Below are 19,131 nucleotides of genomic sequence, written 5' to 3'. Positions count from 1 at the left end.
TTTTTGCAAGCACTTTTTTCGAGAAAAATTTTTCGGCGGGAGAGATGGCGGCATATGAGGGGATCGGAATCGTCGGCTTTCAACGCTGAAATTCATTGAATACGCACATGCTCACGGAAAAGATCGGGCGGGCCCATGGCGTGAAAAGTCCGCACTTGCTAAGGGTGAGGCATGATCACACTTCGTCCCTCCGAGAGCCGCGACGCTTCCCGCATCCTCGACATATGGAGCAAAGCAGTCGACGCCACCCACGGGTTCCTTCTGCCGGCGGATCGCGCCGCGATCGGGGAGGAAGTCGAAGCTTTTCTGCCGCAGGCGCCGCTCACGCTGGCGGTCGATGTTTCTGACCGCCCCCTCGGTTTCATGTTTCTGCATGAAGGGCATATGGAGGCGCTTTTCATCGATCCGGACCATCATGGCCAGGGCATCGGCAAGGTTCTGGTCCAGCGGGCGCTTGCGCTCCACCCCGCATTGACCACGGACGTCAACGAACAGAACGCCGGGGCCATGGGTTTTTACCGCCGGCTGGGATTCGAACCGACGGGACGCTCCGATCTCGACGGACAGGGGCGACCCTATCCGCTCGTTCATCTTCGATTTCGCGCAACGGAAAAATAGGCCGCCGGGATCGTCGGGGAGGATCAAGCCACGAACACCATAGTCCGCTTCGCAACCGACGATTTTCTGCCCGAACACCGCTTCGACCAATGGCGCGAAGTGCGTGGCAAAAGCCTGTTTGGCGTCACGATCGAGCTTGCGCGGGACCTTCGCCACAGCTTCAGGGGTTCGTTTCAGGCGCGCGCCGTCGCCGGCGCCGTGGTGACCGAGATGCGCGCTTCCTCTTACCGGGTGAACCGCACCGAAGCCGATATTGCCCGCATTGCCGGCGACAGCCTCTGCATCGGCCTGCAGGTCAGGGGCTCCGGCTTTCTGCATGCCGGCAAAAATCAGGTTCACGTGGTTGGCGGCGGCGATATCACCATCAACTATTCCGACTTGCCCTATGATGCGATACCGGGAGACGAGGCGAATTTTCACTACAGGATGCTGAAGATCCCCGTGGACTACGAGGTCATGCTCGGTCAGGCCACCGATGATCTGTTTGCGACGCGTTATGCGGAAAACAACAGTTTCTCCCTGCCCTTCCGGGCCCTTTTCAACGCGCTGAACGCCGACCCCGGCAGGCTCATCGATCCCGCCCGCGATGTGACGCATATCGCCCGGCTTGCCATGACGGCGCGCGGGCGACTTTCGCCCGCCATGCCGGAGGTGCGCGCCGCGCTCAGGACAGGGCTCTGTTATGCGGCACAGGACATCATGATACGGAAAAAATCCCGGCAGAACCTCACCCCTGCCGCCGTCGCAAGGGAACTGGGCATTTCGCTTCGGCAATTGCATGTGGTTTTCGAGGGTGCGGAACTGTCGTTTTCCCGCACGCTCTCCTCCATGCGGATCGAGGAGGCGAGGCGGTTGCTGCTGGCATTCCCTGCCTTGCCGGTCACGCAGATCGCCTATGGCTGCGGCTTCGACAGCCTCGCTACTTTCTACAGGGTATTTGCCGGCACCTATGGCATGACGCCCGGCGATGCCCGCGCTGCGGATATGCCGCCGGCTTAAAATTTCACCTCTGCGCGCAATGAGAAGACGCGCCATTTCAGCTCCTGTAAGGCCGATTGGATCATCCCATCCCGGAGCGCGGCCCATGACCAATTTTTTCGACTTTGCGATTTCCCAGCTGCCGACCGCGACAGCCGATTGCCGCAGGCCAGCGCCCGGCGAAATAGAGGCGATGCTGCAAAAAGAACCCTTCGCGGCGGCGCTGCGTCTGCTGGCGGGAAGTTTCATCGCCCTCTACGAAGGTTCGCCCGAGATGACCGCGCTTTTTGCAACGCGCCAGAGCCGGCTTCTGTGTCACGCGCTTCTGGCGCTCTATTTTCAGAAATGCGGTGCCTGTGAAACAGGAGGGGGAGAACCCGCCCTGACGCGGGAAGATTTCGGCCATCTGGCGCTTCGGCATGGGCTCGCCAGCCATAGTGTCGCTTATGCCTTCTTCAAAGAGGCGCTGAAACGCGGAATGACGCGCCCGGCAGACCAGTCCAGCAACGGGCCCGGCAATGGGCCCGGCAAAGGGATCGTGCCTTCAGCCCCCGCGCTGGCGATGCTCGCCCAATGGTACGACGTGCATTTTCAGGCGCTGGATCTGCTGGATGAGGGCTTCAGGGCATCACGTTTCATCAAGCGGTCAGAGGCCATGCTTCCCCATATCCACCCCCGCGTATCGCAGGCGTTTCTGTCGCATCCGGAGGTGCGCTGCCCCGGCCCGCTTTCCATCATCTTCAACTGGTTCGATGCGGGCGGACTGCTGATGGACCGCCTTATCGCCGGCATCGACTGGGAAAGGCCAACCGAACAGGGCAGGCGCCTGACCGATGTGGAAACCGTGACGCAACTGGCGACATCCCTCTCCCTGTCGCGTATCCATATCGGCCGCAAGCTTGCGGCGGCCGAACTGATCGGCGGCATCGGCTGGAGCGGACGACGCGGCCGTTCCGCGCTCTGGATTTCGCAGGGTTTTTACGAGGAATATGCCCGCATGCAGGCCCGCAAGCTGCTTATTCTCGATGAAGCCTTCATCGACTTCGTGTGAGGTGCGGGCAGGCTGCAGGCCCTGCCTTTGCGCGTGCCGGCCTTGCTCCGCGTGAATGCGACATAACGGCTTTCGTCGATGGTTATGAGGGATATCCATTGACAAATCACAGGACTACAGCTTTTCTACGGAACATGCGTGAGATGTTGCGAACATCGAAATTGCTGGCCCTGTTGTTTAGACTGGTGATGATACTGTCACTGGCTGGCTATAGTGTTTCCACCGTCAATGCCGCAATGCATCCTGCCGAAGCCGGTGGAATGCAGCACGATCAGTCCGCCATGATGGATCACGGCGCGACGATGAACCATGGCGCCTCAGCCATGATGTCCGACAGTCATGATCACAACGATATGGCCGAACAGGACGGCGGCGTCAAAAAGCCCGTCAAGCCGCAATGCTGCGGCGATTTCTGTCTCGGCATGGCGGTTCTGATCGGCCACGACACCATTGGCAGGCCCGTCGTCAACAGCATCCGTTCCTTCCTCGACGACAGCAAGGCGCTGGGCCAGACCCCGCTCCTTCACCGCCCCCCGAATATCTGAACAGGCAAAGCCCGCCTTTGGGCAATGACCGTGCGTGAGCGGCTTTAGCGCCGTCGCGCCGTTGCATCTCCTGTTCGGAAAATACCCATGAACCCAATTTACATTGTGGTTGCGGCGCCCCTGCTTCTGGGCGGCTGCACAGCCACATCCATGATGAACGACGCCGCCTCCTATGACGACGCGGCAAACCCTTCGCTCGGCGCGGCCCCCATCCGCTATCAGACTCCGGTCGCGGGTTACACGCACCGCGCGCCGGTGGACCCGAAGCCCTGGCGTAACCAGAACGATGCGCAGGCTCCGAAAGGAGACGCATCATGACGATACTTACCTTCAAACTCGGAGCGAAACTCGCGGCCGCCCTTTGCCTGCCGTTTCTTCTCGGCGGCTGTGTCACGGCCGCCCAATATGCGTCGCGTGACGCCGGTTTCACCAATGTTTCCGCCAGGACATCCGAGGCGACAGGCAAGCAGGCGGTCTGGGTGCAGAACCGGGCCGAGGCGCAGGCGACGCAGGCCCGCGTCAAATCGCTGATGGCCGCCGGCAAAAGTCTCGATGTCGAGACGGCGGTACAGGTTGCGCTCCTGAACAACAAGGGTCTTCAGGCAGCCTATGCCGATCTCGGCGAATCCGCCGCCACCGCATGGCAATCGACCATGTTGGTCAATCCGCGGGTCGGCATCGGGCTGACGGGGATCGGCACCCCGGGTCTCAGGGCCTATCAGGCGATAGAGGGTGTCGTCGTTACCAATATTCTGGCGCTGGCTACCCTCAAGAAAAATGTCGAGATCGCCGACACCGGCTTCCGCAAGGCGCAGCTTGGCGCCGCGCTGAAGACACTGCAACTGGCGGCCGATACCCGCCGCGCCTGGATTACCGCCGTGGCGGCATGGGAAAATGTCGGCCAGCTGGCGCAGGCACAGACCGCAGCGGATGCCGCCTCGGAACTTGCCGTGAAGCTTGGCGAGGCGGGTTCGCTCAACAAGGAGGGCCAGGCCCGCGAGCAGGTCTTTTACGCCGAGTTGACGGGCCAGATCGCCAGGGCGCGGCTTGAGGCCCGTCTTGCCAAGGAGGAACTGACCCGGCTGATGGGACTGTGGGGAGCAGATATCGAATATACCATTCCCAACCGCCTGCCCCCGCTTCCGAAGGCGCTTACCAAACGGGACATGATCGAGGCCGAAGCGCTGCAGCGCCGCGTGGATCTGCAGATGGCAAAGCTCGATCTGGAGGCGACCGCCCGGTCGTTCAAGCTCACGGAGGCCACCCGATACGTGACCGATCTCGAAATCCGTTCCGGCTTCGAGACCGAGCGCGAGCTGGAAGACGGCGAAATTCACAAGCAGACCACCGGCAATGCCGAGCTGGAATTCGTCATTCCGATCTTCGATTCCGGTCAGGCGCGCATGCGGGAATCCGAACTCGCCTATATGCGCGCGGCGAACCTGCTGGCGGAAAAGGCGGTCAATGTCCGCTCGGAAGCCCGCTCCGCCTATCAGGCCTATCGCTCGAACTATGACATCGCCCGGCATTACCGCAACAGCGTGGTGCCGCTGCGCACCAAAATCGAGGAGCAGTCGCTGCTGACCTATAACGGCATGATCACCAACACCTTCGAGCTTCTGGCCGACAGCCGGGAAAAGGTCAATTCAAGCCTGCTCGCCATCAATGCGAAACGTGACTTCTGGCTCGCCGAGGCCAGCCTCGCTCCCGCCATTTACGGCGGCGGCACGGGTGCTGCGGCGGGCGCGGAGACCGAGGTTGCCGCCGCTGGCGGCGGCGGTGGCGGTGGCGGACACTGAGAAAGGAAACAACCATGTTTAACAGAAGAAACTTTCTGGGTGTCGGCGCCGCAATGGTCTCCTCGGCGGCCTGGGCGAAAACATCCAATACCAGTCTGCCGGAAGCGGCAGTGATGGAAACGGCTGCGACCCAGGCCCCGGTCAAGCCCACCACCGGTCCGGATTACAACCCCGTCGTCACCCTCAACGGCTGGACCCTGCCCTTCCGGATGAACAACGGCGTCAAGGAATTCCACCTTGTCGCCGAGCCGGTGGAGCGCGAAATGGCGGAGGGCATGACCGCCCGCCTCTGGGGTTATAACGGCCAGTCGCCCGGCCCGACCATCGAGGCCGTCGAAGGCGACCGGGTGCGTATTTTCGTCACCAACAAGCTGCCGGAGCATACGACGATCCACTGGCACGGCATGATCCTGCCGTCCGGCATGGACGGCGTCGGCGGGTTGTCGCAGCCGCATATCCCGGTTGGCAAAACCTTCGTCTACGAGTTCGACCTCGTGAAATCCGGCACCTTCATGTACCACCCGCATTCGGACGAGATGGTGCAGATGGCGATGGGCATGATGGGCTTCTTCGTGATCCATCCGAAGGACCCGGCCTTCATGCCGGTGGACCGCGACTTCGTGTTCCTCATCAATGCCTTCGACATCGATCCCGGCTCCTATGTGCCGAAGATCATGACCATGACCGACTTCAATCTGTGGTCATGGAACAGCCGGGTGTTTCCGGGCATCGATCCGCTGGTGGTTTCCAAGGACGACCGGGTGCGGGTGCGCGTCGGCAACCTGACCATGACCAACCATCCGATCCACATGCACGGTTACGATTTCGAAGTGACCTGCACGGACGGCGGCTGGGTGCGGCCCGAGGCGCGCTGGCCGGAGGTGAGCATCGATATCCCCGTGGGTGCGATGCGGGCCTATGAATTCGACGCCAAATATGTCGGCGACTGGGCGATCCATTGCCACAAGTCGCACCATACGATGAATGCGATGGGACATGACGTCCCGACCTTCATCGGCGTCGACAAGAAGACCGTCGCAGAGAAAATCCGCAAGGTGCGGCCGGAATATATGCCGATGGGCACCGCCGGCATGGCCGATATGGGCGCGATGGAAATGGAAATCCCTGAGAATACCGTACCCATGATGACGGGTTGGGGTCCGCACGGCCCCATCGAGATGGGCGGCATGTTCTCCGTGGTGAAGGTCCGCGAAGGCATCTCCGCGGGCGATTACTCAGATCCCGGCTGGTACGAAAACCCACCCGGAACCCAGGTCTGGGAATGGACCGGCGAGTTGCCGGATACGACCAAGACCAATGACCCCAAAACGCAGATCACGCCGAAACCGATGAAACACGGCTGATCGCGCAGACCCAACCCCCACAAGAACCCCACCAAAATCAAGGAAATATGGAATGACCAAACTGAAAATTGCACTGCTTCTTGCCGCTCTCGCCACGCCCGCCCTTGCATCGGGCACCCACGGCGGCGGCCATGAAGCGATGGCGATCGGCGAACCGGGCGACAAGGCCAAGGTGACCCAGACCATTCAGGTGACGATGAAGGAAACGCCTGACGGCAAGATGCTGTTCACCCCCGCCAAGTTCGACTTCAAGAAAGGCAAGACGGTTCGCTTTGTCGTGAAGAATGTCGGTGAACTGGACCATGAATTCATTCTCGACGAACAGAAGGCCAATCTGGAGCACAAGGCCGCCATGGAGAAGGCTCCGGAGATGGAGCACGACAATCCGAACGCGATCAGCCTCGCGCCCGGCGAAAGCGGCGAAATCATCTGGAAATTCACCAATGACGGCATGTTCGAGTTCGCCTGCCTGAAACCCGGACATTACGAGGCCGGCATGCGCGGCGATCTCAAAGTTTCTGCAAAGTAACCCGGCAACAAAGGAATCTGACCATGAAGACCATCGTTAAAATCACCGTCGCAGCAGCACTCCTGCTCACCGCTCCCCTCAGTGCATTCGCAGAGGAATTCACCAAGGGAACGGTAAAGAAGGTCGATGCCGCAGCCAAGAAGGTCACCATCATCCATGAAGAACTGAAGAACCTCGACATGCCGGCCATGACGATGGTGTTCCGCGTCAAGGACGATGCGATCCTCGCCAAACTCAAGGAAGGCGCCAATATCGAGTTCGTCGCCGAACGCGCCGACGGCAAGCTGGTCGTCGCCCAGGTGAAATAAGGCCCCCGGTCGCTCGGCAAGAAACAGCAAGGGCAGCGGTTTTCCGCTGCCCTTTTTGATATTGGGTGGATGGGATTCCCCTCCGCCTTATAGTTCCGCAAATGGCCTTGTTTCCGCGGCGGGCCGCGTCCCGTCGACCCTGCGCGAGAAGGCGGCGTCTATCGCCTGCCGGTTGTTCATGAACGGCCGCTGGAGCAGAAGGAACACCGCGAGCATCAAGGGCCATGCAATCAGGACATCGGAGAGAAAGTGAGCGCCCATTGCCACCCTGTTCAGGGAGACAATCACGATAAATGGCGCCAGTATCGCGATGCCGATCAGGCGAAATTTCTCTAGCAGAAGAATTGTGAAGGCCAGAAGAGCGGCTGCGGAAGCGCTTTCACCGGAAGGAAAAGAGCAATTTCGGGCGCAGCCACCGTCAAGGGAAAGAACCGGTGTAAACAACAGGTCTCCCCCGAACTCGCCAAGATGGCGCGGTCTTGCCCTGCCAAACGCGTTTTTCAGTATATGAACCGAGGCGCCCGGTCCGAGAGCAAAAAAGACACCAATAAGCAGCAGCTTGTGCGGTGGAAAAAGCCGGTGCAGGCCGCCCGAAAATGGCATGAGGACAAGCATGCATACCAGCCCCGACAATAGAACCGGCGGAAGCATGCGGTTCAGATCTCGGACGGAAACGAGGAACTCGTCCTCGCCAAGGTGAAAACGGTCCGTCCAGAATTGCCGGCTCACCTCAAGATCGATATCCGACCTGACCGTGAAGACGATCATCATCGCAAGAGCGACCAGAAGGGCCAGCAGGGAGGAACTGCCGGAGGCACGTAAAAAAGCCTGACGGGCGACATGGATGGCGCCTGCGCGAAATTTCGACCTCTGGGTCCAATTCCGCTTTTTCCGGTCGGTTTTACTGGCGAGAGGCTGGTGCATGGCCAGTTCTCTTCCGCAGAAATGTCAAGGCTTTGCGGAGAAAGAGACAAGACTGCAAGGAAAGCGGCACCGATAGTGTTTATTCGGGGATGGAGGCTCTTGCCCGATGTTTCGCATCCGCTTAGCGTCCCGGCGTTACCACGGCTTACAGAAGCAGATTTGCGGATCGAGTATGGACAAAGGGCTTATTCTGATCGTCGAAGACGACCCCGATATTATTCAGATTCTGGACGCCTATCTCATTCGCGAAGGATACAGAACCGTCAGGGCGAGCGACGGAGAAATAGCGCTGACGCATTTCTCCATGTTGAGACCGGATCTGGTTCTGCTCGACATTCGCCTGCCGAAGTTCGATGGCATCGAGGTGTTGAACCGCATCCGGCGGGAACGGGATACGCCTGTCATCATGGTCACCTCTCTTGCGGAGGATATGGACAAGCTGACCGGCCTTCGCCTCGGCGCTGACGATTACATCGTCAAACCTTTCAATCCCCACGAATTGATCGCGCGGGTGAATGCCGTGCTGAAACGCACGCGACAGCCGGCCGCCGGCGGGGTCTTGCGCTTCGGGGCCATCGAAGTGGACACCGAAGCCTATGTCGCGGCCGTTTGCGGCGATGGGGGACGGACCGTTCTGCCCCTGACGCTGAGCGAGTTCAGGATACTCGCCCATATGACGCGCCGCCCCACCCACGCCTTTCAGCGCGCCGATATTCTGGATGCCTGCCTGCCGGAAAGCGATGCGCTGGCGCGCACCATCGACACGCACATCGCCAATCTGCGCAAGAAACTGGCGGATCATGGCGCCTGCGGTTATCTGGTCTCGGTGCGCAGCGTCGGTTATCGGCTGGCCGGGGAGCAGAAACCATGAAACTCTGGCGACTGCGCCTGCGCACGATGACGGCGATCACGATCACCACGATGCTCATCTTTGCCGTCGCGTTGGTCTATTTCGGCGTTTCCTGGTATGCGGACAATATTGAAGAGCGCATCATCGCCCAGCTTTCGCCCGATGCCTCCAAGGCCTTCTCGGATATCGACCGGGGCGTGATGCCGGACCAGCGCCAGCTTCAGGCCCTTATCGAGGTTTTGCCGGGCCTGGAGGACGAGGCGGATAACGAGCTTATCAAATCGGTGTTCGTCTTCGGATTGCTCGGTGTCCTTCTGTGCAGCCTGCTCGGTTACTTCATCTCGCGGCGCATTGCAGCACCTCTCGGCGAACTTGCAGACGCTGCGCGGCGCATGGCGACCGGCGATTTCAGCGGAGGCGCAAAGATCAAGGCGAACCCCATCGCCGAAGTCGCATTTCTGGTCGACAGTTTCGAGAGCCTGACGCGGGAGCTTCAGATGATGGAGCGCCGGCTGAAGTTCAACACGATGGCGGTGGCCCACGAATTGCGCACCCCGCTGACGATCCTGCAGGGCCGTTTGCACGGCATCGCGGATGACGTCTTTCCCCTCGACAAGCAAGCCATTCGCCACCTCATCGTCCATGTGGAAGGGCTGGCGCGTCTTGTCGATGATTTGCGCACACTTTCCCTGGCGGAAACCAACAGCCTCGTCAAAGACACGCAGCCGCTTGATCTTGCCGCCGAATGCGCGGCCGTGGCTGAAGCGGCGCGGCCGCTGATGGATGAGGCCGGCATCGATATCGATATGTCGCTGGAGCCCGCTCCCATTTGCGGCGACCGCCAACGCCTTCGGCAGTTGCTGCTGATCCTGATGGACAATGTGCGCCGCTATGCGGCGAGCGGCAAGTTTCTGCGCTGTTCGACCGGGCTTCAGGATGGGCGGCCCTTCGTCACGATCGAGGATAAGGGGCCGGGCTTTCCCCCTGGCGTCGAGGCGCACGGCATCGAACTCTTCTGGCGAACGGAGCCGTCACGCGCGCGCAAGACCGGCGGTACGGGGCTCGGCCTGTCGATTGCCCGCGCAATCGCACGGGCGCATGACAGCGATCTGCAGATAAAGACGCGACCGGACGGCGGAACCATCGTGACGGTTCTCTTCGCGCAAACGCCCTGAAAGATTTCCGCGGGCAATTCGTTGCGGCAACGAACCGGTCTTCATGGAAGACAGGCTGTTTCTCGACAGAATCTCGACAATTCCGGCGCATGCCCCGGCTGAACGCTCATATTCTGCCGGAAGCCCATGTATGTCGCGCATTCAAAACGCTGCCGTTCTGGCAGAGAAACGCCCGGTTACCGATGAGGTGGTCCAGACGGTTTCGGAAACACCTCATTTTTTGTTGTTCCGGAGAATTATGACCTTTGCCGGACGTGCCCACTGGAAGCGCGCCGTCCTTTTCTGGCTGCGTTTCGCAGCCAATCCATTGGTCACCTTTCGATGGTGGTGGTTTCTGGCCGGGTTTTCAGCGGAGCGAGAATTGCCGCTCCCGCATGACGACCTTCTCCAAAAACCGCTGTCGAAATTCCTGATCAATAAAGTTTCCCGGAAGAGACGGCTGGCTTTTCTCATGGACAATTTCGCAATTGCGGACCGGCATTTTCCCAGGAGCACCATGGCCGGGCTGTGGGCGGGAAAAACCATGGACATGGGCACCGTACGCGGCCGGAACGATGAATATCGATGCATCCTGGCGTTGGCGGATCGTTGCGGCGGCCGGCACGAGGGCGCTTTGTCTGTCAGGCTCGTGCGCGACCGTGACAACGCCGTGCTGTGGACGGCGACATTTACTTTTCTGGAAGGATGCGAAACGCAGCGCCACACGATTGTCGTTGGAGGCATGCAGGGTCCGCGCGCCGCAAAAGAGCAAATGGTGTCGGTGACGCGCGATCTCTCGGGACTTCGCCCCAAGGAAGCAACGCTGATGGTTCTGCAAGGTCTCGCCTGCGAGGGTGCGCTCAGCTACTTCGCTGTCGCCCATTCCAGACACCCCATCCGCTACCGTCGCGCCCGGCGGCAAAAAATGATGGTTTCAGACATCGATGCCTTCTGGCGGGAACGCTCCGGCGAACCGGACAAGACATTCGGTTTCGAAGTGCCATTCTCCAGCCTCGAGGGGAGAGACAAGCGCAGCCACACGAAATTGTCTTTTTTCAACCTCGGCAAACGCTTCCGTGAGGGTAAGGCAACAGAAAACGTCTAGGGGCATCGCGGAGAAAGTCTTGCGGGGGAAGGGTCGGGAGGCTCCGCCCGTGCCCACATTTTCGCGCCGCATCGTGGTGCGAAAGTTACAGCTAATAAATATGATAAAAAAAATCATCTTTATCGGCTCGGCCGTCTTGCTGCGCGCGGATGGCCGGTGTTATCCAGAGACCATGCAGCAAATTGACAGCCCGGATCTTCTGGACGCGTTTTTGAATGTGAAGAGCAAGCTTGCCGCGGCGATCTATCACCGCGTGCGTTGCCACGCGACCACCTTCGATCTCGTGCAGGACACGTTCCTGCGATTGTGGGAGCGGCGGAAACTGCTTGGCCTCACGGGCGATCTTTGCGGTTATGTCATCATCACCGGCAGAAACCTTGCCATAGACCATGAGCGGCGCAAGCGTATCGCCCCGGTCTTTACCGGCATCGAACATCTTGCTTTCGTCGCCGATCCCTCGCCCACGCAGGAAACCTGCATGATCGGGCGGCAGGAGCTGGAACGCCTGCAAATGCTTGTCGATGCCCTGCCGCCGCGATGCCGGGACGTGTTTCTGCTTTCGCGCATCGAAGGTCTGACCTTCGTGGAAATCGGCCAGCGGCTGCATATTTCGCCGAAAACCGCTTTCGGCCATATGGTCACCGCTCTTGAAAAGCTGAAGACCGGCATGACACCGCCGGGCGAGAGATGAAGATGGCCGCGGGCAAGGATGCGACCGCGGAGACGCCGGCCGGCCGCGAAACCGCAGCCCAAGGTGACGAAGCGGCAATAGCGCATGCGGCGGCAAGCTGGTTTGCGCATTTTCTGGAACCCGGCGCAACCGCAGCCGACGAAAGCGAATTCCGTCGCTGGATCGAGGCGGATGAGCGGCATGCACGCGCCTATGCCGATATCGAGCGCATATGGCTTGGCGCCGGCATGGCGCCGCAGCTTGCACAGGCGCAGCCGCTTGGCCGCCGTCGGTTGCTGAAAAACGGCGCGGCGGGACTTCTGCTGATAGGCGGCGTCGGAGCCGCAGCGTGGCAGGCGACACGCCCGGCGGGTGACTATGAAACCGCGATTGGCGAGACCCGCAGCATCGCACTTTCCGACGGTTCGACCGTCGAGCTTTCCACATCGAGCGCCATTTCCGTGAATTTCACCCCGCAGCGGCGGCAGATCACGCTGCTGTCGGGTGAGGCGTTCTTCCGGGTAGCGCCGGATCGGAACCGGCCATTTTCCGTCATTGCGGAAGACCTGGTGACCACGGCGCTCGGCACCGCCTTTTCCGTCTGTCGCGCGGGTTCCTCCGTCTCGGTTTCGGTGGCCGAACATGCCGTCGAGGTCGCCGCCAGACAGTCGCGGCAGGCAGTGGAGGCCGGTTACAGCATCTCCTACCGCGACGGTGTTCTCTCGCGACCCGAAGCAACCGATATCGAAACGCGGCTTGCCTGGCGGCAGGGCAAGCTGGTCTTCATCTCGACGCCCCTCAAAGAGGTCGTCGCGCGACTGGAGCAATGGCGTCGCGGCCGCATGATCGTTCTGGGTGATGCGCTCGGCAGACAGCCGGTGACGATGATCGTCGATGTCAGACGCCGGGAAAAAATCGGGCAAATCCTCGAAGAGGGCCTGCCCGTCACGGTCACCGATTATTCCCCCTGGCTGTCGGTCATCCGCCAGCGCTAGAGCATTTCAAGGAAAAGCGGCGCGCGGTTCTCCGTCCGGAAATGCGAAAACACTTCAGGGGCGTCGCCTGCACACGCGCTAAAAAAAATTTGTCCGGGGACCGAGGTTTTGCGCAAACGGAATCGTACTCGTGTTTTGAGGCCGTCATTGCGGCAACAGGAGCAGGGGAAGGTATATTACCGTGTCTAAGCGTAAAAATTATTTCAGCCACCGTCATTCAGCAACCGGATCATTTCGTATCCTGCTTCTCGCCACCGTCGCCGGCCTCGCCCTGACCGGCCCTCTGCCGGCCGCCGCACAGACGGCGACGCAGGCAAGCGCGCTGCAATTTTCAATCGCGCCGCAGCCGCTCTCGAGCGCGCTGGTGCGTTATTCCTCCATCACCGGCGTCGATGTCGTGTTCAACGGCGAAATTCCGGCGACGGTAAGGACGGCGGGTGTCACAGGCGCATTCAGCCGCAAGGATGCCCTCACGCGCCTGCTTGCCGGAACCGGCCTTTCCTACACCTTCACCAGCGCCAACACCGTGCGGCTCAGCAACCCTGGCGCCGCCGCAGCGCCGGTTGCGGGCTCCACCCTGCTCCAGCCCATCGAACTGACAGGCAACAGGGGCGGTGGTGACAACGCCACCGTGGCGGCCAAGAACAGCTCCGGCGCCACCAAGCTCGATACCCCGCTCATCGAGACGCCCCGCTCAGTCGCGGTCGTCACCAAAAAGGAAATGCAGCAGCGCGGCGTGCAGGACATCATTGAGGCCGTGCGCTATTCCGCCGGCGTCACCACCGGCACCGCCGCCGGCTTCGACCCGCGCTTCGACCAGATCTATATTCGCGGCTACGACGCCACCACCATGGGCGACTACAAGGACGGGCTGCGTCAGCCCTATTTGAACTACGGCATGTTCCGCACCGATCCCTATTCGCTGGAGCGTGTGGAAATCGTCCGTGGCCCGATCTCGGTGCTTTATGGCGCAGGCACGCCCGCCGGTATCGTCAACAAGACATCGAAGCTCGCAAACGGCACGCGCATTCGCGAGGTCGAAGCGCTTTACGGCACGGAAACCCGCAAGCAGGCCGCCTTCGATATCGGCGACACGATAGACGCTGACGGTACATTGTCATACCGCGTGGTCGGACTGGCGCGCGCCGGCGACACCAATTTCGATATTGCCGACGACCGTTATTTCCTTCAGCCGTCCTTTACCTGGAAGCCGTCCGACCAGACCAGCCTCACCGTTTACGGGCTCATCCAGTCCACCGAAACCGACGCTTCGGTCGCGGCACTGACCGATCCCGCCGGCAATGTCCTGCGGCTGCGTGGAAGCGATCCCGACTACGACTACCAGAAAATTCGCCAGCAGCAGGTGGGCTATAATTTCGAGCACGAATTCAACGATACACTGACCTTCAGGCAGAATCTGCGTTATTCGCATATGGATCTGCGCAGCCGCTATCTCAGCGTATCGAGCTGGACCGGCACCGTCGCCCATCGCGATCCCTGGGCGATCCGCGACGACATGAAGGCCTTCCAGGCCGACAACCAGCTTGAATGGAGCTTCGACACCGGCCCCGTTTCCCATACGCTGCTGACCGGCCTCGACTACAGCAATGTGAAGTCTTCATTCGCCTATGGTTATGCATCCGGCGGCTCCGCCTTCGATTTCGATATCGCCAATCCGCGCTACGGTTTCTCCGGGCCAACGCCCGCCTACAGCGCCTATCAGTCGGAAGCCGATCTGCGGCAGGTCGGGCTTTACGCCCTCGACCAGATGGAACTGGACAAATGGCGTTTCACCCTCGGAGGCCGGCAGACCTGGGTGGACCAGACCCGGCAGGGACCGGTGACGGAAGACGTGCAGAAGGACGCCTTCACCGTTCAGGCAGGCGCACTCTATGCCTTTGACAACGGCGTTTCGCCCTTCTTCAGCTATGCCACCTCCTTCGATCCGGTTACCAAGCTTTCCGCCACCGGCGAAACGCTGAAGCCCACCGAAGGCGAGCAGTTCGAACTGGGCGTGAAATATCAGCCGCCCGGAACCGACATCATGCTTTCGGCGGTCGCCTATCATCTGGCGGAAAAGAACAAGCCCGTGGCCATCGATCCCGCCGGCCTGATATTCCGCTCGCTCGGCGAGGTGACCAACAAGGGCTTCGAACTGGAGGCGAAGGCCAATATCGCCGCCGGCTGGGATGTGATCGCCGCCTATAGCTACACCCATTCCAGGATCACGGCGGGCGACGATGCCGGCAATACGCCTTCCTCGGTGCCGACCCATGTGGCCTCTCTCTGGGCGAACTATACCTTCCAGGAAGATACGCCTCTCCATGGCCTCTCGGCCGGAGCGGGCCTGCGCTATGTCGGTGAAAGCTATACCAGCACCAAAAACATCGCGAAGAACGATGCCGCCATCTATCTCGACGCCGCTCTTTCCTATGATTTCGGCGCGCTCGACAAGGATTATGACGGCCTCGTCGCGTCCTTCAACGTCCGCAACATCGCCGACGACCGCAATGTCGCCTGCACGGACGGTTATTGCTATCTCGGACAGGGCAGGAACATCACGGCGTCCCTGAAATATCGCTGGTAGCCGTGGCGACCGCAGGCGGCAACCCGGTGGCGGGGCGCATGGCGAAGACCATGGCGCCCTGCCGGCAATCGGCGCATGAAGGGCTTCCGGACTTCGCGTCCGTCGGCTCTTTCGGCTATTGCACGGACAAGTTCCTGCTTGCACCGCCCTGCGGTGCGGAGGTTCTGCCTTGCCGGCAGCTTGCCTGCGAAGATGTTTTTTGCGGCTTGATGACCCGCCACAAAGCTGCCCATCCGGACGCCGACCCGAGAGCCGCGGCATCGCTCTGGACACTTTATTATTTCAGCCTGCTGACCATCACGCCCACCGTCTGCCGTCTCGTTCACGGCCGCCGCCTGCCTCTGGCCCTCGGCGATCTGAGCGTTATTATCGATCCGGAAAACGCCCTTCCCGTCGCATTCCTGATCCCCCATGCCGGCGATCAGGCCGGCAAGGCATCCGCGCCCGAAGATCTGCATGTGCTTTTGCGCGATCACCTCGCGGCACTCATCCCCTCCATCGCCAGGGCTGCGAAACTTGCTCCCAAATTGCTGTGGAACAATGCCGCCGTCTATCTGTCGTGGATCATCGGGGAAATCGAGACGCAGGCCGATCCGGCGCTCGCACGCGCCTGCCGGGCGGTTATCGACGATGCCCTGTGGCCGGATGGCAGCCGCAATCCCATGTCCGGCATGGTGGTTAAGGGCAACAGGCGCGTTTGCTGCCTGCGATACATGATCCCCGCCATTGGCGGATGCGGCGCAAGCTGTCCTCTGCCCTGCGGACAAAACCGGGACACGCATGATGCCTGACCATTCGCCCACTCGCCGCCTGCTGATGGCGGCAGCGCTGACCCTGCCATGGCAGAGCGTGGCGAAAGCGGCGATGCCGAAGGGCGGCATCGTCTCGCTCGATTACGGACTTGCCTCCACCCTGCTCGCGCTCGGCACCGCGCCGACGGCGATCGCCGCACGCGCGGACTGGGACACATGGATGGTGGAGCCTGCCATGCCGGAAGGCGTGGCCGACCTCGGCTTGACCGCCGAAATCAATTTCGAAGTGCTGGCGAGCCTGAAACCCGACATCATCCTGTCAACGCCTTTCCTTGCCTCGCTTACCCCGAAATTACAGTCGATCGCTCCGGTGATGGAATTTCCCATCTATACACCGGAGAGCGACGCCCTGACGGCGTCCTGCGCCGCAACCCGCAAGCTTGCCGCGGCCCTTGGCAGGGAACAGCGGGGAGAGGATTTCCTCTCACGGGCCGAAGCCTGCTTTGCCGATTGCCGTCATCGGCTTGAAAAATTGCGGCCGCCGCCGGTCGCCGTCATCAATTTCATGGATGAGCGCCATGCGCGGGTCTATGGCGGCCCCGGTCTTTATCAGGGCGCCATGGAAAAGATCGGTCTTGCCAATGCCTGGCCGGGAAAGACCAATTATTGGGGGTTCGAAACCATTGCGCTGGAGGCGCTGGCCGCCCTTTCGGCGGATGCCCGGCTCATCGCCTTCGAACCGCTGACGCCGCCCGACATTCTCTCGCGGCTCGATCAAAGCCCGCTCTGGAGCAATCTGCCCTTCGTCCGGGCGGGCCGGGTCTCCACCCTTCCCGGCGTGCTGATGTTCGGCATGGTGCAGGAAGCCATGCGGTTTGCCCGTCTGGTGACCGAGCATCTGGAAAGCCACGCCTGATGCCGCCGGTCCTCCTGCGCCTCCTCACCCCCGCCGGTGTTGCCACCAGCCTCTTCCTCCTCGGCGCCATCTTTGCCGTCAGCGATATCTGGCCGGATCTGCATCGATTGAGCGACGACGGTGCGCAATATGATGTTGAGCGGCTCATGCTGCTCTATTCCACCCTGCCGCGCATGGTGACGGCGCTTGTGGCGGGTGCTGCGCTGGCGCTGGCCGGCGCATTGTTGCAGCAGGCCTTGCGCAACCCCCTCGCCTCGCCCTCGACGCTCGGCATTTCAGCGGGCGCCAATCTTGCCGTTGCCGCAACCATGTTCGCCTTTCCCACTCTGGAAGGCATCAGCCGCGATGTGGTGGCGATGGCGGGCAGCGCATTGGCCGCCCTTGCGGTGTTTTCCATCGGCGCAAGACGCGGATTTTCACCGCTGTCGCTCGTCCTCGCCGGTCTGATGATCGGCATCTGGTGCGCCGCCGCCTCGGCCATTCTCGTCCTTCTCAACGAACGGTATCTGAGCGGCCTGTTCATCTGGGGTGCGGGGTCGCTGTCTTTGCAAAGCTGGGCCGTTCCCATCACCCTCTTTCCGAAAATTCTGGTCCTGGCCGCGCTTGCCGGGCTGATCATGCGGCCTTTATCGCTGATGGAACTGGGGGATGTCAGCGCCGGAGCGCTCGGGCTTTCGGTCGTGCGGCTGCGGGTTCTTGCGGTATCGATCGCGGTCTCCTTGGCCGCGCTTGTCACCAGCGCCGTCGGCGTCATCGGTTTCGTCGGCCTTGTCGCACCCGCCATAGCACGGCTTGCGGGTGCCCGCCGCATCGCCCAACAAATCCTCTGGTCGCCGCTCATCGGCGCAGGCCTGCTGCTTCTGACGGACGAAATCGTCAAACGCCTTTCGGATATCACCGGCGGGCTGATACCGACCGGCGCCATGACGGCCCTGTTCGGCGCGCCGCTGGTGCTGTTTCTGCTGCCCCGCCTGAAAGCCATGCAGAGGGAATTGCCCGCTCCGCCGCCGGGCATCGTTAAACAGCGTCGCCTTTCCCCCATCATGGTCCTGTCTTTCGTTGGCCTGCTGGCTGCGGGCGTAACGGCCGCCATTCTTTTCGGCCGTGCGCCGGATGGAAGCTGGGGTTTGCTGCCTGTCGGTGAATGGAGCGAAATTCTGCCCTATCGCTGGCCGCGGGTCGTCGCGGCCTTCGCAGCCGGGAGCCTGCTTGGTGCAGCCGGCGCCATTCTCCAGCGCCTGACCGGCAACGAGATAGCAAGCCCGGAAGTGCTTGGCGTTTCAGCCGGTGCGACGCTGGGCATGGCCGTCGCGCTTTTTGCCTTCACCGCTTCCGGGCCGATGCTGCAACTGGGTTTTGCGAGCGCCGGCGCCGCCGCGGTTCTTTTCGCCATCCTGTCGCTCGGCCTCAGGTCCGGCTTCACGCCCGAGCGTGTTCTTCTGACCGGCGTGGTGCTGACGGCCATGCTCGACGCCGTGATCGGCGTGCTGGCGGCTGGCGGCGACCCGCGCGCCATGATGATCATTCGCTGGATGGGAGGCTCGACCTATCTCGTCGATGGTTTCACCGCCCGGGTCGCGGCCGTCTGCGCGGTGGTTTTCGCAACCTTCGCCATTCTGGCGCATCGGTGGCTTACCCTGCTGCCGCTCGGCGCGGGTGCAGCGCGGGAACTCGGCGTCCATGTTCCTTCAGCACGGGCCGCGCTGTTCATTCTCGCGGCCGCCATAACGGCGGCGGCGACGCTCATCATCGGCCCCTTGAGTTTTGCCGGGCTGATGGGGCCACACCTTGCCCGCGAAATCGGATTTCGCCGCGCCGGCCCGCATCTCATCGCCGCGGCACTCGCCGCCGGCTGCCTGATGGTGCTTGCCGACTGGGTGGGGCGAATGGCAGCCTTTCCCTACCAATTGCCCGCCGGTCTGGTTTCCGCTCTCGTCGGCGCGCCGCTGCTCATGGTCCTGCTGGGGCGGAGGAAATAGCCTTCCC

General features: G+C 61.4%; 19 protein-coding genes. 18 read left to right on the top strand and 1 reads right to left on the bottom strand.

What is annotated here, in order from left to right; translation table 11 throughout:
* Positions 1 to 171 precede the first annotated feature (171 nt).
* The 9 genes from ACQZ5K_RS13965 to ACQZ5K_RS13925 all read left to right on the top strand — a co-directional run bounded on the left by ACQZ5K_RS13965 (position 172) and on the right by ACQZ5K_RS13925 (position 7,192).
* A complete protein-coding gene (locus ACQZ5K_RS13965) occupies positions 172 to 618 on the top strand; it encodes an acetyltransferase (protein WP_003522081.1) in 447 nt (148 codons plus the stop codon).
* Positions 619 to 717: 99 nt separating this feature from the next.
* Positions 718 to 1,617 (top strand): AraC family transcriptional regulator, encoded by a 900-nt coding sequence (locus ACQZ5K_RS13960; protein WP_448740644.1) that lies wholly within the window; start codon positions 718 to 720, stop codon positions 1,615 to 1,617.
* Positions 1,618 to 1,702: 85 nt separating this feature from the next.
* Positions 1,703 to 2,647 (top strand): hypothetical protein, encoded by a 945-nt coding sequence (locus ACQZ5K_RS13955; RefSeq protein WP_448740643.1) that lies wholly within the window; start codon positions 1,703 to 1,705, stop codon positions 2,645 to 2,647.
* A gap of 134 nt (positions 2,648 to 2,781) precedes the next feature.
* The gene (locus tag ACQZ5K_RS13950) at positions 2,782 to 3,192 is read left to right on the top strand and encodes a hypothetical protein (RefSeq protein WP_196378969.1); all 411 of its coding nucleotides are present in this window, start codon (positions 2,782 to 2,784) and stop codon (positions 3,190 to 3,192) included.
* Between the two features lie 87 nt (positions 3,193 to 3,279).
* Positions 3,280 to 3,510 (top strand): hypothetical protein, encoded by a 231-nt coding sequence (locus ACQZ5K_RS13945; protein WP_003522077.1) that lies wholly within the window; start codon positions 3,280 to 3,282, stop codon positions 3,508 to 3,510.
* Positions 3,507 to 4,991, top strand: a complete 1,485-nt coding sequence (locus ACQZ5K_RS13940; RefSeq protein ID WP_448740642.1) for a TolC family protein — start codon at positions 3,507 to 3,509, stop codon at positions 4,989 to 4,991. The genes ACQZ5K_RS13945 and ACQZ5K_RS13940 overlap by 4 nt, the downstream gene beginning before the upstream one ends.
* A 14-nt stretch (positions 4,992 to 5,005) precedes the next feature.
* Complete coding sequence (locus ACQZ5K_RS13935; RefSeq protein ID WP_448740641.1) at positions 5,006 to 6,355, top strand: multicopper oxidase family protein; 1,350 nt, start codon at positions 5,006 to 5,008, stop codon at positions 6,353 to 6,355.
* A 52-nt stretch (positions 6,356 to 6,407) separates the two neighbouring features.
* Entirely contained in the window at positions 6,408 to 6,884 is a 477-nt protein-coding gene (locus ACQZ5K_RS13930) for a cupredoxin domain-containing protein (protein WP_080819833.1), read from the top strand.
* Positions 6,885 to 6,907: 23 nt separating this feature from the next.
* Positions 6,908 to 7,192: a copper-binding protein gene (locus tag ACQZ5K_RS13925; protein ID WP_003522073.1), complete on the top strand. Its 285-nt coding sequence runs from the start codon at positions 6,908 to 6,910 to the stop codon at positions 7,190 to 7,192.
* Positions 7,193 to 7,279: 87 nt separating this feature from the next.
* Here the strand turns inward: ACQZ5K_RS13925 and ACQZ5K_RS13920 are convergent, their stop codons facing one another.
* Entirely contained in the window at positions 7,280 to 8,116 is an 837-nt protein-coding gene (locus ACQZ5K_RS13920; protein ID WP_448740640.1) for a phosphatase PAP2 family protein, read from the bottom strand.
* Between the two features lie 172 nt (positions 8,117 to 8,288).
* Between ACQZ5K_RS13920 and ACQZ5K_RS13915 the strand changes: the two genes are divergently transcribed.
* The 9 genes from ACQZ5K_RS13915 (at position 8,289) to fhuB (ending at position 19,124) form a co-directional block, all read left to right on the top strand.
* Positions 8,289 to 8,987: a response regulator gene (locus ACQZ5K_RS13915; RefSeq protein WP_003522071.1), complete on the top strand. Its 699-nt coding sequence runs from the start codon at positions 8,289 to 8,291 to the stop codon at positions 8,985 to 8,987.
* A complete protein-coding gene (locus ACQZ5K_RS13910) occupies positions 8,984 to 10,141 on the top strand; it encodes an ATP-binding protein (RefSeq protein ID WP_425645586.1) in 1,158 nt (385 codons plus the stop codon). The genes ACQZ5K_RS13915 and ACQZ5K_RS13910 overlap by 4 nt, the downstream gene beginning before the upstream one ends.
* Before the next feature lie 43 nt (positions 10,142 to 10,184).
* Positions 10,185 to 11,225 (top strand): DUF535 family protein, encoded by a 1,041-nt coding sequence (locus tag ACQZ5K_RS13905; protein ID WP_448740639.1) that lies wholly within the window; start codon positions 10,185 to 10,187, stop codon positions 11,223 to 11,225.
* A 172-nt stretch (positions 11,226 to 11,397) separates the two neighbouring features.
* Complete coding sequence (locus ACQZ5K_RS13900; RefSeq protein ID WP_035264557.1) at positions 11,398 to 11,916, top strand: RNA polymerase sigma factor; 519 nt, start codon at positions 11,398 to 11,400, stop codon at positions 11,914 to 11,916.
* A gap of 2 nt (positions 11,917 to 11,918) precedes the next feature.
* Entirely contained in the window at positions 11,919 to 12,890 is a 972-nt protein-coding gene (locus ACQZ5K_RS13895; protein WP_448740638.1) for a FecR family protein, read from the top strand.
* A gap of 181 nt (positions 12,891 to 13,071) precedes the next feature.
* Positions 13,072 to 15,477: a TonB-dependent siderophore receptor gene (locus ACQZ5K_RS13890; protein WP_448740637.1), complete on the top strand. Its 2,406-nt coding sequence runs from the start codon at positions 13,072 to 13,074 to the stop codon at positions 15,475 to 15,477.
* 2 nt (positions 15,478 to 15,479) lie between these two features.
* The gene (gene fhuF, locus ACQZ5K_RS13885) at positions 15,480 to 16,268 is read left to right on the top strand and encodes a siderophore-iron reductase FhuF (protein WP_448740636.1); all 789 of its coding nucleotides are present in this window, start codon (positions 15,480 to 15,482) and stop codon (positions 16,266 to 16,268) included.
* Positions 16,261 to 17,145: an iron-siderophore ABC transporter substrate-binding protein gene (locus tag ACQZ5K_RS13880; RefSeq protein WP_448740635.1), complete on the top strand. Its 885-nt coding sequence runs from the start codon at positions 16,261 to 16,263 to the stop codon at positions 17,143 to 17,145. Before fhuF ends, ACQZ5K_RS13880 begins: the two co-directional genes overlap by 8 nt.
* Entirely contained in the window at positions 17,145 to 19,124 is a 1,980-nt protein-coding gene (gene fhuB / locus ACQZ5K_RS13875) for a Fe(3+)-hydroxamate ABC transporter permease FhuB (protein WP_448740634.1), read from the top strand. The genes ACQZ5K_RS13880 and fhuB overlap by 1 nt, the downstream gene beginning before the upstream one ends.
* The last annotated feature ends 7 nt before the right edge of the window (positions 19,125 to 19,131 follow it).

It is taken from the genome of Agrobacterium sp. 22-226-1 (assembly GCF_053522345.1).
The sequence above is the reverse complement of the archived record's forward strand: the minus strand, read 5'-3'. Positions and strand labels throughout refer to the sequence as shown.

What these genes read in the sequence shown, in the direction of transcription:
- ACQZ5K_RS13965 (WP_003522081.1), top strand. Translation starts at nt 172, where the DNA reads ATGATCACACTTCGTCCCTCCGAGAGCCGCGACGCTTCCCGCATCCTC.
- ACQZ5K_RS13955 (WP_448740643.1), top strand. Translation starts at nt 1,703, where the DNA reads ATGACCAATTTTTTCGACTTTGCGATTTCCCAGCTGCCGACCGCGACA.
- ACQZ5K_RS13950 (WP_196378969.1), top strand. Translation starts at nt 2,782, where the DNA reads ATGCGTGAGATGTTGCGAACATCGAAATTGCTGGCCCTGTTGTTTAGA.
- ACQZ5K_RS13945 (WP_003522077.1), top strand. Translation starts at nt 3,280, where the DNA reads ATGAACCCAATTTACATTGTGGTTGCGGCGCCCCTGCTTCTGGGCGGC.
- ACQZ5K_RS13940 (WP_448740642.1), top strand. Translation starts at nt 3,507, where the DNA reads ATGACGATACTTACCTTCAAACTCGGAGCGAAACTCGCGGCCGCCCTT.
- ACQZ5K_RS13935 (WP_448740641.1), top strand. Translation starts at nt 5,006, where the DNA reads ATGTTTAACAGAAGAAACTTTCTGGGTGTCGGCGCCGCAATGGTCTCC.
- ACQZ5K_RS13930 (WP_080819833.1), top strand. Translation starts at nt 6,408, where the DNA reads ATGACCAAACTGAAAATTGCACTGCTTCTTGCCGCTCTCGCCACGCCC.
- ACQZ5K_RS13925 (WP_003522073.1), top strand. Translation starts at nt 6,908, where the DNA reads ATGAAGACCATCGTTAAAATCACCGTCGCAGCAGCACTCCTGCTCACC.
- ACQZ5K_RS13920 (WP_448740640.1), bottom strand. Translation starts at nt 8,116, where the DNA reads ATGCACCAGCCTCTCGCCAGTAAAACCGACCGGAAAAAGCGGAATTGG.
- ACQZ5K_RS13915 (WP_003522071.1), top strand. Translation starts at nt 8,289, where the DNA reads ATGGACAAAGGGCTTATTCTGATCGTCGAAGACGACCCCGATATTATT.
- ACQZ5K_RS13910 (WP_425645586.1), top strand. Translation starts at nt 8,984, where the DNA reads ATGAAACTCTGGCGACTGCGCCTGCGCACGATGACGGCGATCACGATC.
- ACQZ5K_RS13905 (WP_448740639.1), top strand. Translation starts at nt 10,185, where the DNA reads ATGGAAGACAGGCTGTTTCTCGACAGAATCTCGACAATTCCGGCGCAT.
- ACQZ5K_RS13900 (WP_035264557.1), top strand. Translation starts at nt 11,398, where the DNA reads ATGCAGCAAATTGACAGCCCGGATCTTCTGGACGCGTTTTTGAATGTG.
- ACQZ5K_RS13895 (WP_448740638.1), top strand. Translation starts at nt 11,919, where the DNA reads ATGGCCGCGGGCAAGGATGCGACCGCGGAGACGCCGGCCGGCCGCGAA.
- ACQZ5K_RS13880 (WP_448740635.1), top strand. Translation starts at nt 16,261, where the DNA reads ATGCCTGACCATTCGCCCACTCGCCGCCTGCTGATGGCGGCAGCGCTG.
- fhuB (WP_448740634.1), top strand. Translation starts at nt 17,145, where the DNA reads ATGCCGCCGGTCCTCCTGCGCCTCCTCACCCCCGCCGGTGTTGCCACC.